11 protein-coding genes are annotated in these 14,509 nt (G+C 52.8%); 9 read left to right on the top strand and 2 right to left on the bottom strand.

Going from position 1 to position 14,509, the window contains the following annotated elements; translation table 11 throughout:
• Positions 1-358: 358 nt before the first annotated feature.
• From PSEMAI1_RS21535 to PSEMAI1_RS0117275, 9 genes are all read left to right on the top strand, one after another.
• Positions 359-613, top strand: coding sequence for a hypothetical protein (locus PSEMAI1_RS21535; protein WP_156943160.1), 255 nt, complete (start codon positions 359-361; stop codon positions 611-613).
• Positions 614-675: 62 nt separating this feature from the next.
• Entirely contained in the window at positions 676-3,504 is a 2,829-nt protein-coding gene (locus PSEMAI1_RS0117305; RefSeq protein ID WP_156943159.1) for a YjbH domain-containing protein, read from the top strand.
• A 49-nt stretch (positions 3,505-3,553) separates the two neighbouring features.
• Positions 3,554-5,416: an SLBB domain-containing protein gene (locus tag PSEMAI1_RS0117300; RefSeq protein WP_084612721.1), complete on the top strand. Its 1,863-nt coding sequence runs from the start codon at positions 3,554-3,556 to the stop codon at positions 5,414-5,416.
• A 51-nt stretch (positions 5,417-5,467) separates the two neighbouring features.
• Complete coding sequence (locus tag PSEMAI1_RS0117295) at positions 5,468-6,658, top strand: Wzz/FepE/Etk N-terminal domain-containing protein (protein ID WP_024304077.1); 1,191 nt, start codon at positions 5,468-5,470, stop codon at positions 6,656-6,658.
• Between the two features lie 182 nt (positions 6,659-6,840).
• Positions 6,841-7,407, top strand: coding sequence for an SIS domain-containing protein (locus PSEMAI1_RS0117290; protein ID WP_369793199.1), 567 nt, complete (start codon positions 6,841-6,843; stop codon positions 7,405-7,407).
• Between the two features lie 15 nt (positions 7,408-7,422).
• Complete coding sequence (gene rfaE1, locus PSEMAI1_RS21530) at positions 7,423-8,352, top strand: D-glycero-beta-D-manno-heptose-7-phosphate kinase (protein ID WP_024304075.1); 930 nt, start codon at positions 7,423-7,425, stop codon at positions 8,350-8,352.
• Between the two features lie 261 nt (positions 8,353-8,613).
• The gene (locus PSEMAI1_RS21525) at positions 8,614-9,615 is read left to right on the top strand and encodes a glycosyltransferase family 2 protein (protein WP_084612720.1); all 1,002 of its coding nucleotides are present in this window, start codon (positions 8,614-8,616) and stop codon (positions 9,613-9,615) included.
• Positions 9,612-10,658 (top strand): glycosyltransferase family 9 protein, encoded by a 1,047-nt coding sequence (locus PSEMAI1_RS0117280; protein ID WP_024304074.1) that lies wholly within the window; start codon positions 9,612-9,614, stop codon positions 10,656-10,658. The genes PSEMAI1_RS21525 and PSEMAI1_RS0117280 overlap by 4 nt, the downstream gene beginning before the upstream one ends.
• Before the next feature lie 5 nt (positions 10,659-10,663).
• Positions 10,664-11,596: a hypothetical protein gene (locus tag PSEMAI1_RS0117275; protein WP_024304073.1), complete on the top strand. Its 933-nt coding sequence runs from the start codon at positions 10,664-10,666 to the stop codon at positions 11,594-11,596.
• A gap of 592 nt (positions 11,597-12,188) precedes the next feature.
• Here the strand turns inward: PSEMAI1_RS0117275 and PSEMAI1_RS21875 are convergent.
• On the bottom strand, positions 12,189-13,427 hold the full coding sequence (locus PSEMAI1_RS21875) for an O-antigen ligase family protein (protein ID WP_156943158.1): 1,239 nt from the start codon (positions 13,425-13,427) through the stop codon (positions 12,189-12,191).
• An 87-nt stretch (positions 13,428-13,514) separates the two neighbouring features.
• Positions 13,515-14,504 carry a glycosyltransferase family 2 protein gene (locus PSEMAI1_RS21520; RefSeq protein WP_084612719.1) on the bottom strand — a complete coding sequence of 330 codons (990 nt, stop codon included), beginning with the start codon at positions 14,502-14,504 and terminating at the stop codon, positions 13,515-13,517.
• Between the last annotated feature and the right edge of the window lie 5 nt (positions 14,505-14,509).

The raw sequence follows: 14,509 nt of genomic DNA, 5'->3' as shown, positions 1-14,509 counted from the left end.
GGGGTGTGTTATAGGTCGCCGGCTTCTTGATGGTTTGTGGAAGGTGATTGCCGTTCTGTAACAATAGCTTGTGACAATGCCATGTATCAGTACCAAGTTTAAACAGTTTATGTCAAGGCAATTGTCGTTCGTAGTGCACTATGAATAGATCACTGCCATATTTAATGGCTTTGTGATTTTCTGATAATATGACGATGGCTATACTGTATCGCCCTACGTTGTTCTTGAAGGTAGTTCGCCAGGCGTGGTCATGCCTATGTATCAGTATCTGCAAGAAATGGAGCTCTTAAGATGAAAAAATCCCTGATGTTGGTTCTGATGTCCAGCCTGCTCGCAGGTCAAGTTTTGGCTGCTGAAGTTGCCCCGATCGCCGCAGGCGCCCAATCTGGTGCTGCTGCTGGTAGTGGTGCCGCTGCTGGTGCCGCTGGCGCTGCTGCTGGTACCACTGCTGCGGCTGCGGGCGCCGCTGGCGTTACTGCTGCTGCTGGTCTGTCCGTTGGCACCATCGCGGCTATCGGCGCCGGTGTGGCTGCTGCCGTGGCGGCTGCTTCGAACTCCGATTCGTCGACTTCCCACTCCTCCACCAGCCACCACTAATCGTGAAGTGGTTTGAACAAGGCCAGATGTTGCTTGCACGGGCATCTGGCCTTTCTCTGTCCGTCTCCAAAAAACATTGTGTCTAAATCCTTTGCTCTCCTGAGCAGCAGCACTCCCTTCCTGGTCTGCAGCCTCGCTTTTGGCGCCCCAAACCTGTCCGGTCAGGATGGCTATATCAACATGCCCAGCGCCTATACCGGGGAAGATGGCACCTGGAGCATCGGTTACAGCTACGATAAGCCTTATAGTTCATTGTGGACGTCCGCCACCATTCTGTCGCCCTTGCAAGTGACGGCCCGCTACGTGGGTGTTGCTGGCGTTGCCGGCTTTGACGACCAACAATACGGTGGCAACTACGGCCGTTACAAAGACAAAGTGTTCGATGCCAAGCTGCAATTGCTGCCGGAGGGCGAATACACCCCGGCCATTGCCGTTGGCCGCACCGATTTGTTTGGTACCGGTCTGTTCCGTGGAGAGTATGTTGCCGCCAGCAAGAAACTGAGCGACGTGGAGGCGACAGTCGGCGTCGGCACCAACCGCATAGAGGGCCCCTTTGCCGGGGTGCGCTGGACCCCATCACAGTACCCGAACTGGGCGCTACTGGCCGAGTACGACGCCAACGATTATCAAAAAGACTTCCGCGCCAGTGAAACCTTTGCCAAAGAGCGTACTTCCGGCGTCAAGGCCGGGTTGGAATACCGCTGGGGCTGGCTTTCCATGCAGGCGGCCTATCAGCGCAGCCACAGCAGCCTCAATGCCATGGTGAATATCCCGCTCAATGAGCGGGAATTCGTGCCCAAGATCCAAGAACCGTCTTATTACGCGCCGAAAGAGATTCCTGTCCGCCCCAGTGCCGAAGAGTGGCGCAGCAACCCGGAGCACGCCCAGGCACTGCAAAGAGTGCTGCAAAAGCAGGACTACACCCTGGTCAGCATTGCCTACCGTCGCGGCACGCTCACGCTGAATCTGGGCAACAGCCGCATCTCCGATGTCGGGCGTGCCGTGGGGCGCGCCGTGCGTACGGCGCTCTATTACGCGCCGCGCGAAACGCGCACCATCAAGGTCACCTATACCGAGCTGGACCTGCCCGTTGCCACCTATGAGTTCTTCGACATGGCGGCCTTGCACGATTATCTGGCAGGCAAGATCAGCCGCGAACGTTTCAGGGTATTTGTGCTGGTCCGCTCCGCTGACCCGCATGACCGTATCGCCCATGGCGGTGACAATGGCGCCCTTGCCGCTGGCTTGTCCGACGATGCCGGGTTGTCCGTCCTGCTCTCTGAGGACGGGGACATCGTTCAACTGCGACAGAAGGATTCGCTGCTCAACCGTTTCAAGATCGCCCCCAAGCTGGCGTTCTACTTCAACGATCCCAGCGGTGCCCTGCATTACGACCTCAGCCTGGCTAGCAATATCGATCGACGGTTGGGCGAGGGGCTTTACCTGAATACCGGTATTGGCGCCACGGTCGTGGAAGATGTCAGTGACGTGAAACAATCATCCAACAGCCTGTTGCCCCATGTGCGTTCCGACGTTGCCGAGTACAAGAGAGGCAACAGGGTCAAACTGTTCAAGGCCGTGCTCAACCAGTACTACAAACCGGCAACCAACTGGTACGCCCGTCTCTCAGGAGGCTTCTATGAAGAAATGTTTGGCGGTGTTGGTGGGCAGGTATTGTATGTGCCACCGGGCAAGCGCTGGGCGGCTGATCTCAGCGTGGATGCTGTCCGGCAGAGGGATGTCGATGGCTGGTTTGGCATGCGGGATTACAAGACGGTAACGTCGCTGGCCTCGCTGCATTACCGCCTGCCTTACGGCACCACGGCCACGTTGCGTGTCGGCCGCTTCCTGGCCAAGGATAATGGTGCTCGGCTCGAGTTCAAGCGGCGTTTCCGGTCGGGAGTGGAAATCGGTGCTTGGTACACTCGTACCAATGGCAACGATATTACCAATCCAGGAACACCCGCCTCGCCCTATCACGACAAAGGCATTTTCTTCTCGATTCCACTCGATGCCATGCTGACTGTTGACTCCCGCTCCAAGGGGAATTTTTCCATTTCCCCGTGGACGCGGGACGTGGGCCAGATGGTGGCGAGCCCAGGCGATCTGTATGGCATTGTCGAGGGTGACGAACAGCAGGTGCAGGCATTCGACGGACTCGGCAACTTTGCCGAGCACCCGTCCGAGAGTGAACACCCCGCCATCAATCGACCGATCGAGCGCTTTAACCCATGGCCAAACATCAAGCTGCGGCTGGATGACTCGGCCAGTGCCTTCCCGGAACTGGCGCCTTTGGCCAAAGGCGCTTTGCTGGCAGGCGGGGCAATCGGCTTGGCCTCATTGTCCGACAAGAGGTGGGACGATCTGGTCTCGCGGCGGCAGGACAGCAGCGTGCTGAAAGCATGGAACAATTTCGGCAAAGCAGCTCCCTGGCTAGCCGTCGGTGGTGCCGGCATGGCCCTCGCTCTGGGGGATACCCGTTTGCAAAATACCGGCTTCATCAGCCTGCAATCGGCCTTGGTGGCTGGAGCAGGCAGCATATTGCTGAAGCAGGCCGTGGGGCGTAGCCGTCCTGAAGACAATAATGGGCACTGGAGCAGTGTGTCCGACGGCACATCCCGCCAGGACAGCTCGTTCCCGTCCAACCATGCCGCCGTGACGTTTGCCGCGTTGACTCCGTTTGCCAGCGAATACGATGCCCCATGGCTCTATGGCGTGGCCGCTGCGGCCTCCTTGGGCCGTACCGCCGGGCGCAAGCATTGGCTCTCGGACACGGTTGCAGGGGGTCTGCTCGGTTATGCGACGGGTCAATGGTTGTGGACTGCTCAACGTCACAATAGCCGCTACCAGGCGTTGTTCGATTTTGGTCGGGATAAGGCCGGGGTTACCATCAAGGCCCGCTATTAGACCACATGCGTATGTCTTCTTTTTATCATTTTCTAGACAAGGTTTTTAAATGCACCAACAACGGTTTGCCAGAAAGCTGCTGATTGCAGGTTCCTCTTGCCTGTTACTGGTCCAGTCCGCTGGCGCGGCCACACAAGCCAGCCCGCAAGCATTCGCTTCTCAAGAAGGGCTGCCGATGTTGTCTGTGCCGGCACAACAAGCCGTCAAGACCGCTCAGCCCCAGGCGCCTCTGCTGAGCCAAGCAGAAATCATCGCTCGTCAGAAGAGCCCGTTCGTCGATTTCACCAAGAATGTGGCAGGAGCGGAACTGCCGGTCTTTGGCCAGGAACTGTTCCGGAGTGCCTTGTCCACCTTCGCACCGTTGGATGCAACCCAGGTCAATGGTGATTATCTGATCGGCCCTGGCGACGAGATCCAGCTTCGCGGCTGGGGCATGGTGGATATCGACATCACCAGCACCGTAGACCGCAACGGCAGCATCTACCTGCCCAGTGTGGGGTCGATCAAGGTGGCGGGCATCAAATACCGCGATTTGCAGGGGTATCTTAAGAAAGCCATCAGCCGGGTCTTCACCAACTTCGATCTGACTGTCAGTGTGGCGCAGACCCGCTCGGTACAGATTTACGTCGTCGGTCACGCCGTGCGCCCCGGTACCTATACACTCAGCTCGATGAGTACGCTGCTCAATGCGCTCTTCAGCTCGGGAGGTCCTTCCGGTTCGGGCTCCATGCGCGCCATCCAGGTCAAGCGGGGCGGGGACATCGTCACCACGTTTGACCTCTATGACATGCTGGCCCGTGGCGACAAGAGCAAGGATATCGCCCTGCAGGATGGAGACGTGGTTTACATTCCGCCGGTGGGCCCGCAAGTCGCCATCGTGGGAGATGTAAAGCGCCCCGCCGTGTTCGAACTGAAAGACAAGACCTCGCTGGCCGATGCCGTGGAATGGGCGGGGGGCTTTTTGTCCTCTTCTCCGCAGCGTGAAGTCATTGTCGAGAAGAGCGTCGATAACCGTTATCAGACCGTGGCCGAGTTCAGAGGCACCGCCACGGATATCCGCGGCAAGCTGGCCACGCTGCCGCTCTCATCGGCAGATGTGGTGCGCATCGTGGCACCGGGGACCGTACCGGTAGAAGCACAAAAGCAGCGTGAATTCGTCAAGGTTGCCGGCGAAGTGCGCAGCACAGGCGTGTTCCAGATCCAAAAGGGGGAAACCCTGCGTGAACTCCTGGCCCGCTTGGGAGGAGTGACCGACAACGGCTACGTATTTGCCATGAGCGTTAACCGAGAGAGTGTTCGGGCCCAGCAACAAGCCAAGTTGGATGAAATCGCCGATCGTTTCGAAAAAGAAATTCAGGCGGCGGCCACGCAAAGAATGGCCGGCACGACCGACAAGGACCTAGCGGCAACCACAGCAGCAGAACTGGAGCGCCAGCAACGTCTGGTAAACAAGATGCGCTCGGTAAAAGCCAGTGGCCGTATCGTGCTGGAACTGGATGACGCCAACGCCGGCATCAAGAACCTGCCCGATCTGGTGCTGCAGGATGGCGACAGCATCTACGTGCCGAGGGTGCCGGGCACGGTAGACGTGCTGGGGTCGGTATACCAACAAAACACGTTTATCTACAAACCGGGCCGTAGCATCAACGACTATCTGGCTCTGGCGGGCGGTCCTACTCAAAGTGGTGACAAGTCGGAGATGTACGTGCTCCGTGCCGACGGCACGGTGCGTAGTGTCAACAGTGCGGGCTGGTTCTCTCGCCTCGGTGGGCAACAAGTCAATCCTGGTGACGCTGTCGTGCTGCCGGAGAAGATCGAGCGCAGCAGCTGGACTCAGTCTCTCAAAGAGTGGACCTCGATCCTGTACCAGTTCGGCTTGGGTGCTGCTGGCCTCAAGGTATTGAAAGACTGATCACACGTTCGGCGGCCGTGTGCACGGCAGCCATCAGCACGGATACGCAACATGTCTGAACACAACACGCAACCAGCAACACCTCAGGACGACGAAATCGATCTGATGGGCATCGTCGTCGCCCTGGCTCGGCAAAAAAACTGGCTCATCGGCTGCACGGTGGGCGTTGGTGCCTTGGCCTTGGCGGCCAGCCTGCTGATGACGCCCATCTTTACCTCTACGGCGCGTATTTTACCGCCGCAGCAACAGTCTTCCGGGATTAGCGCCGCTCTTGGCCAGCTTGGTGCGTTGGCAGGGGCCGCAGGCGGCTTGGCTGGCATCAAGAACCCCAATGATCTGTATGTCGGGATGATGCAAAGCGATACCGTAGCCGACAACTTGATCAAGCAGTTCAAGCTGCAGGAGCGCTATGAGACCGACAGCATGGTCGCCACCCGCAAGGCCTTGGAAGGTGTTAGCAAGATCAACAGCGGCAAGGATGGGCTGATCAGCATCAGTGTGGACGACAAAGACCCGGTCTTTGCCGCCAAACTCGCCAATGCCTATGTGGACGAGCTAAAGAAGCTGACGCAGACCCTGGCCGTAACCGATGCTGCACAGCGCAGGCTGTTCTATGAGAAACAGTTGAAGCAGGTCAAGGACGATCTGGCCCAGGCAGAGATCAATCTCAAGAAGACCCAGGAAAAAACGGGCATGCTGCAGCCGGAGGGGCAGATTCAGGCCATTATTTCCAATGCGGCTCAGCTCAAGGCAACCATTGCGGCCAAAGAAGTCCAACTGGCGGCAATGAAGAGTTTTGCCACCGAGCAGAACCCCAACTATCAGCGTACCCAACAGGAAATTGCTGGCCTGAAACAGCAACTGGCCAAACTGGAACAGGGCCAACCCGAAGTGGGCGACTTCATGGTACCCACCGGCAAAGTGCCGCAAACCGGGTTGGAATACATTCGGGCGCTGCGCGACGTCAAGTATTACGAAACCATGTTCGAGCTTTTGGCCAAACAGTTCGAAGTGGCCAAGCTGGAAGAGTCTCGCGATAGCTCTACCATCCAGGTACTGGACAAGGCCACACCTCCGGACTGGAAGTCCAAGCCCAAGCGTGCCCAGATCGTCGCCATGGGGCTGCTGGGTGGCTTCTTTGTGGGAGTGCTACTGGGGCTGGTGCGCGAACACATGCGCAAGAGTCAGGAGGCCGGAAGCAGCCGCTGGCATGAAGTTAAAAACGCATGGCAAGGAAATTAGTGATGCATCCTAACGTTGGTATGGCCTGCCCTGTATTAGAAAAGCCACTGTAAATAGGCCGTGGCTGAGGCAGCTTGGCAGGTTGGATGCAAAGAGTTTGGTGAAAGCTCGGTGTAGTGGGTACACCGATAACGGTACTATAAGCTTTAAGACCGATTAACGCCTTTTCTGGAGTACTGATGATTTCTACTATTCAGCGCAATCTTGAAGAACACATCGAGCTGTTCTCGCGTATCTCGTCTCTTTCATCATCGGTATTGCAAGCTGGGGAGATGATCGCCAGCACCTTGAAATCAGGCAATAAACTGATGTTATGTGGCAATGGCGGTTCCGCAGCGGATAGCCAGCATATTGCAGCAGAGCTGACTGGTCGTTTTGTCAAGGATCGAGTTCCGCTGGCCGCCATGGCGCTGACCACCGATTCATCTGCGCTGACCTGCATTTCCAACGATTATTCGTATGACGAGGTATTTGCTCGCCAAGTCCTAGGTCTTGGCCGCGAGGGTGACTGCTTGTTGGCGATATCCACATCAGGTAACTCCAAGAACGTGATGGAGGCGGTGAAGGCTGCTCGTGCAATGGGCATCCGAAGCATTGGGCTGCTGGGTAAGGATGGGGGGACTCTTCTAGGCATGTGCGATCTCGCCATAGTCATACCCAGCAACACGACAGCCCGCATACAAGAGGCCCATATTTTTATCGGTCATACTCTTTGTGGCATGGTTGAAGAGCTTCTCGGGTACGCTTGATTAAAAGGACATGCTTTGAAGCCAACAAGAAATGACCTTGCCAATTGCCGTATCTTGGTGGTCGGCGATGCCATGCTGGATCGTTATTGGTACGGTGAAGTGGAGCGCATCTCGCCGGAAGCACCTGTACCGGTGGTTCGTGTCGCTCGGAAAGAGGAGCGCTTGGGCGGCGCAGCGAACGTGGCGCTCAATGTCAAGAAGCTTGGCGCCCAAGCCACCTTGCTCACCGTTGTGGGTGACGACGAGCCCGCACATAAACTGCGGTACCTTCTTGAACACGAAGGTGTGAATGCGCTTTTGGGAAGTGATCCACAACTCCACACTATTGTCAAACTGCGCATTATCGGCCGCTCGCAGCAACTCATCCGCGTAGACTTCGAGAATATGCCGGACCATGAAGTGTTAGCCCAGATGCTGGCTGACTATGAGCGCGCCTTGATCGAGCACGACGTTGTGTTGTTTTCGGACTATGGGAAGGGGGGGCTAACACATATCCCGCGCATGATTGAGTTGGCACGTGAAGCCGGCAAGCCGGTGCTGGTAGACCCCAAGGGAAGCGACTACGCGCGTTATGCCGGCGCAAGTGTGATTACACCAAATCGAGCTGAACTGGCGCAGGTGGTCGGGGCTTGGGCAGATGAGACCACACTGCACCGGCGTGCCTTTGCACTTCGCGAGCAACTAGGGTTGGAGGGGGTGTTGCTTACTCGCTCGGAAGAAGGCATGTCGTTGTTCGACCAGTGGGGACACTTGCATGTGGCGGCTCAGGCACGCGAGGTGTTCGACGTTACAGGGGCCGGCGACACCGTGATTGCCGCTCTAGCGGCGATGTTGGCCTGTGGCTTGAAGCTGAACGAAGCCGTACCAATTGCCAACCGGGCAGGCAGTATTGTGGTAGGAAAATTCGGCACAGCCAGCGTGAGTTACGAAGAACTGTTTTTGTAAAGCCAAATAGCAGTTGGCGTAGTTGGTTTTATTAACAGAAAGAAAAGCGTACGCTACCTTTCCCCCAGGAAGTGGGTAAGAGTATATGGCATGATTCTCATGCTCAACCATTTTGAGGTTTGTGAAGTCACTGACCATATAAAGTGAATTGCAATTCCTGTCACGTCACTCTGTGCTGACTTAATATGGCATTATTTCATTGGATTGCTGCAATGTTCAGAATTGCATGGCGCCCATGGTATTCCTAGGGGTTTTATAATAATGCATCGTGAATCATTGACTTATATTGTTGTTTTGAATTGGAATAACTGGGGGGATACAATTGAGTGCTTAGAATCAGTCCTCAGGCTTGATTGTCCAAGATTTCGTGTGATTGTTTGTGACAATCAATCAGAAGATGGGTCAGTTGAAATTATTTCCGAATGGGTAAAAGGAAAAGTCTGCGCTATTGCAGAATCCTCTTCCATGAAGCAATGGATTATGCCGCCTGTCGATAAGCCGATAGATTTTCAAATCCAGGATTATCCCGCGATCCAAAAGCCTGACTGCAGGCTGACAATATTGAGAACAGGTGCCAACCGTGGGTTTGCAGGAGGCTGTAATACAGGAATCAAATTGGCCTTGCAGGATAAAGCATGTACTCATGTCTGGCTATTGAATAACGACACCATTGCCTGCCCAGACACGCTGCGAAATCTTCTTGATGAAATGTCTGCCCATCCAGATATGGGGTTATGCGGATCACTGCTTTATTACTATCACTCTCCAGACAAAATACAGGCTGCGGGTGGGCGCTATCAGCGTTGGCTCGGCACCTCGGGTCATATTTCTCTTGAAGAGTATGAAAAGGGGGGGCTGGATTATGTTGTTGGGGCCTCTATGCTGGTGTCGCGCGATTTTCTGGAGAAAGTTGGCATGATGGATGAGTCATATTTTCTGTATTATGAAGAGAATGATTGGGCTGTGCGGGGAAAGAAACATTTCCAGATTGGGACGGCTACCAAGAGCATTGTGTTTCATAAAGAAGGAGCCTCTACGAAGGCTGGGTCAAGATTTGGCAAGCGCCAATCACCATTAGCGGATTTCTATGGTATGCGTAATCGGCTTTTATTTGGCCGAAAGCATTTTCCTCATTATTACCCATTCGTCTGGCTGGCGACTACCCTTCCTATTATCAAGAGACTGCTCCGTGGAGAGTTTTCTAGGGCATGGAGAGTGTTGACGCTAATGTGGAATCCTAATCAGGACTATCAATCTCGATGAGTGCATCGCAGTTTCTACGCCTGCTATTTGTCAAGATCGGTGCGATCGGTGACTTGATCATGATGCTGCCAACAATTCGGCAGGCACGGCAGGATCACCCTGATGCTTATATTACCCTTATTGTGGGTAAGGGCCTATTGCCTCTGGCGGAACTGATCCCGGAAATAGATGAGCTAGTGCCGGTGGATGAGCAGGCGTTGTACCGTGGTTCAGTCTTGAAAAAGCTTGGTGCCGTCCTCGATACTGCTGTGCGCTTGCGCTGGCGTCGGGTAGACAGGGTGATGATTGGCCACGGCGACGCACGGTATCGAGTGTTTGCTCGGCTGGTCAGGGCGGTACGCGTCGATAGCTGGCACACCTATGGCAAGCGACTGCTGCCAGTTCCTGGTAGATTGCATGCGAACGAGTACCTGCGGCTATACCATGGCCGGGACGATGATTCGATTCCCTCCAGCCTCCCCTATATCCTTGAGCAACGCCTTGCCTTGACGCCAGATATTGCAGAGCGACTCCCTGGCCAAGCTTGGGTTGCGCTGGCTCCTGGCGGGGCACGTAATACGGTGAGCGATGATCGCCATCGTCGCTGGCCGGTTGAGCATTATGTGGAGCTGGCACAACGGCTGTTGGCTGCCAGCATCCCGGTGGTCTTGACCGGGGGGCCGCAGGACGAGTGGGTTAAACCTTATTTTGGCACGCTTCCAGTCTTGGACCTGATTGCTCAGACTCGCCTTCCTCAATTGGTTGCACTGTACCAGCGAACGGCATTGGTGGTTACGCATGATAGTGGACCCTTACATCTGGCCGGTCTTGCCGGCTGTCGGCGTATTGCCCTGTTTGGTGCCACCAATCCAAGCGAAAAAGTCCAAACGGATCTGCGTACGCAAGTTCTGTGGGGAGGCGAGAACCTGGCTTGCCGTCCCTGCTACGACGGCCATAGCTATGCCAAGAACTGCCAGAATATTCGCTGTTTGGCAGAGTTGTCAGTCGACCTCGTGATGCATGCCATCCAGCGTTATCTCCCCCTTTCCTCGCCGCAAAGCTGACCGATATGTCCTACTTTCTCAACAAGTTGCTGATGCATGGCCGGATGACCTTCACTCTGCCAAGGTACCGGCTGGCAACAGGCATTTATGGCACCATTCCTGCGCAATGGAACAGCATTGGGCTGGATCTGGCCGACCCCGCCTATATACATCTGGGAGACCAATTGTTTTACGAGCCGATGGTCCGGGCCCTGCTGGCCTCCGGCAAGGACGTTTGTTTTGCCCCGATACCGGCCATGCGCGGCTATTTTGGTGGTTTGGGCTATCCGCTGTCCGAGCCAGAGGAGGCGCGGGCTTGCGATGTGGTGATTACGCCGGTGTGGGCACTGCCACAGCATCCCGCGGAAACACGTTACCGGAACCGGCTGTACGTGCACGCCGCGGACTCCAGGATCGACGCCCCGATTGCTCAATATCTGGCCCAGACCCTCACCAGCCTGCTGGGGCTTCCGATCCCAACCGATGACTTCGAGCCACATTACTGGCCGAATCCAAGCAGCCCTATCATGCTGGATGATGATTGCTCCTATGTGTTGTTCAACAACTACGTGGATTCGAGCCGTTTACGTATTGGCCAAGCCGAGCAGCAGGCATTGCTGGATGAGCTGGCAAAACTGAAAGCTCAACATAATGTCTGTGTGCTGCATGTGGGCTCTAACCGGGACAAGGCTGGTGATCTCAGAGACTACGGTAGCCTGGTGGACCGGGATCTGCGCGGGCAGACCACGATCGAAACACTATTCCACCTTGCTCTCCACCCCTCAGTCAGAGCGGTCGTGTCGTTTGACAATTTCATTATGCATTTGGGTCTGTTGGCACGAAAAGCCTGCCACATCCGACTTCGACGCCATCAGCCTGTTATGCGGCGCTATCTGGAGTGTTTTGTAAATCCACCTTTCCCTTCTGAGGAAGCGAGGGCATTACTTCACTATCTATAAATTTGGTGCTTCACAGAAAGTGGCTTTGCTTCTCTGCAAAGTTCAGTCGCTGTCTGGAGAGTTGTAAGCCCATCGCTTCACGACTTTGATCTGCTTGTTGATCCCTCAGGGCTGGCTGGCATGCGCCGGCCAGTTCATTTGCTCAAGATGTCTTGCCGTAACAAGATAGGCATCTGTCAAATTGGCCAGTGAATTGGCCCCGTTTTCTTTGCGTGGGCGCCCCTCCATCATGCGGCGCTATTTCTCCCTTACAACGCTTTCGATTCCGCTTTCATCGGTGGACCATCATCAGCATACGATTTGCCATAGTTAGGGGAAGTAGTTCGGTCAGTTAGTGTTTTAACTCTCCTTATCCATTTTGCTGACCATTCGTATATCTAGCCGTCCATCGAAGTTATAACATTGAATATAGATTGCTACTTGGCAGTGGCGAGGTATTAAAGTGTTCTGGAAAATGTATTTAGCATCATGGAGGGGCGATAATCAGTTTATCTGAGGAGGTTGAGGTAGCTGAGGAGGTTTTCGGATTGTGGAAACGTGTGTTGATATCAATGGCCGCTAATTGGCTAAATCTGGTTAATTGAAATACTTGTCAGGCATTATTGTTTACGCAATTGGCGTTTTGCTTGATTCTCCAGGAAAGAGAGGATATGGCTAGACCAAAAAAGACCCAAACATAGGCGCGAAGATAATTGGAATCTAAATTCATCATGATAAATATTATTATTCCGGCTGCGGAAACAATTTTTGAGTCATCGCTGTGGTGCGATCTTAGCCGGTTTTTTTTTATGATATAAAAAAATGGCACAGTCAGGAGGATGACGGCGAGAATTCCTGCATTGACCCCGGCTTCAATAAATGCATTTGTCGGCGGCTGACCTTCTGGATCGATCCAGGGTATATCCTTTGTGATATGTGAGAAATTACGACCATCTATGTGGCTAATGTAATTTGTGGGGCCAATTCCAGTAAATGGATTTTCCCAAAATATTTCAAGCGCAACCTGCATTCGCGGCACTCTATTTCCACCCCGTTCAGCAATCGCAATTGCCGAGTCAATGCTGGCACCTGAAGTTAGAATCGCTTTGGCTGTTGCATGATTAATATTTGACTCGTCGTGTAGGAGGTAGTACGTGAAAAGTAAGCCACCGAGAAATATCAAAAATAACAACTTCAATTTTCTCATGTTCAATCCGCCCATGAGAAAACGAAGAAGGCCAGCTAAAAGCAGTACGACGAGGAAATTCCCAGATTGGCTGCTGATGATATAAGAGATTAATGCAGCTACATCAATTCCTTTGATATTGCGGAGGTGAAATATAGTGGCAACATATGGGATCAATGCTATTGCCATATATGACGGCTCGTAATAAATAAAATTCGCTCTTTCTTGTATGCCAGTCAAGTAAAGTAAGAATGCGAAAAAGATTTGTAGGCGCCCATTAACAAGAATGACATTCCAAGTTTGTGCTTGCAATATATTACATGCGCTACATGCAAAGTGAAGGAAAAATAGATAGGTGAAAACAATCCAAAATGAATAAAGCAATCCTTGTAATGGGTTGTCACTAAGGAGTGAGCTGAATACATGGACCAAGTAAAAAAGAATAATGAAGGCTAAAGCAGTTTTTTTGTGCTTGGCAATTGGGATAAGAAGTGGGATTGCTAGTAACAAAATCCAAGCCAGCCGAACGCTGAACCCAGAGATATTGATGGCGCTAAGGTCCCATCCTGCTGTAAAAAGTAATATGTGCAAAGAAAGTACGGCTTTGCTTTTTATGTTTGCTGATGGTGTTTTATCGCCATCCAAAACGCAAGTGAATGTTGACATTTTTACAATTTTGATCAGTGATCTGCTCGGTTGGTGTTAAATGCATCGCATTTGGTTGGGGAAGTAATCTGGGTGTGGTGGCGAAAATTAACTTGCGTTTGGTAAAATATGTGTTTTTTTGTTCTTCAAGGATTTGGCGCTCTTGTATGTTAAATACAAGATGTTAAGTATTGGTCTTGGGATAAGGGAGATGCCCAATAGAATTGCTGTTTTCCTAATGCCTATTGTGTCAGGCAATATTGAGATGTATTTTTGTATTGCGCCGAAGCGTGCCCCGCCAAGAGCGCTGAATAATAGTATGCTTTTTATATTAAAAAGATTTGAATAGTCTGAGTGTTTTCTTATGCAGATTTTTTTTGCATCAATGTCATATTGTGGTGATAGGGACATCACGCCGTAATACCAGTTTTTTATGAAAATTTCACAGGTATTTTTTAGCCATGTCGAGCTGGTCTGTGTGGCATAGGAATGGATGACGTCTTGAGCGTGCCAGTAAATGCGAAATGGGGCTTTGCTTATATATTCCAGTATTGAGAATGTTTGTGAAAAACGGGTTCCTTCGAATCGATCAAAGTCCATTTTTTTGAGCGATTCTTTATGGTAAATGAGGGTGGAGAGCATCGTCATATGCCAGCCAAGATCGATAATTACAGATTCTTTGTTGGTGTAAGTTTGTGATGGGATGTCTTGTACCCGATTCTCCGCATTTACCACGATAAAGTCGTAGGACTCCTCGGATGTGATTTTTTCGTATACAGATCGAAATGTAGCCCTGTCTTTTATTTTGTAATGATCACCGAGTAGCCATCTGTATTTTGTATCCGGTAAGCCGAGTACCCTAACCGTATTGTTTTCTGGGCCTATGTTTTCTTCATTGGAGAAGTAGTACAGCGCGCTGTATTCGCGCATGAGTTGCTGAATGACTTCTGCCGTATTGTCTGTCGATTTATTGTCACAAATATAGATGGGGATTTGCCACTCTTTTACAATGTCTATAAGGGCTGGGATGGACTCTTTCAGTACATCGGCCCGATTATAGGTCGGAATGCAGAATGCGATTTCTTTATTGTCTTCCATGCTTT

The sequence above is a fragment of the Pseudogulbenkiania sp. MAI-1 genome (assembly GCF_000527175.1).
Classification (GTDB): Bacteria; Pseudomonadota; Gammaproteobacteria; order Burkholderiales; family Chromobacteriaceae; genus Pseudogulbenkiania.
This window is presented reverse-complemented; position numbering and strand designations above follow the sequence as displayed.

What these genes read in the sequence shown, in the direction of transcription:
- PSEMAI1_RS0117300 (WP_084612721.1), top strand. Translation starts at nt 3,554, where the DNA reads ATGCACCAACAACGGTTTGCCAGAAAGCTGCTGATTGCAGGTTCCTCT.
- PSEMAI1_RS0117295 (WP_024304077.1), top strand. Translation starts at nt 5,468, where the DNA reads ATGTCTGAACACAACACGCAACCAGCAACACCTCAGGACGACGAAATC.
- PSEMAI1_RS21525 (WP_084612720.1), top strand. Translation starts at nt 8,614, where the DNA reads ATGCATCGTGAATCATTGACTTATATTGTTGTTTTGAATTGGAATAAC.
- PSEMAI1_RS0117280 (WP_024304074.1), top strand. Translation starts at nt 9,612, where the DNA reads ATGAGTGCATCGCAGTTTCTACGCCTGCTATTTGTCAAGATCGGTGCG.
- PSEMAI1_RS0117275 (WP_024304073.1), top strand. Translation starts at nt 10,664, where the DNA reads ATGTCCTACTTTCTCAACAAGTTGCTGATGCATGGCCGGATGACCTTC.
- PSEMAI1_RS21875 (WP_156943158.1), bottom strand. Translation starts at nt 13,427, where the DNA reads ATGTCAACATTCACTTGCGTTTTGGATGGCGATAAAACACCATCAGCA.
- PSEMAI1_RS21520 (WP_084612719.1), bottom strand. Translation starts at nt 14,504, where the DNA reads ATGGAAGACAATAAAGAAATCGCATTCTGCATTCCGACCTATAATCGG.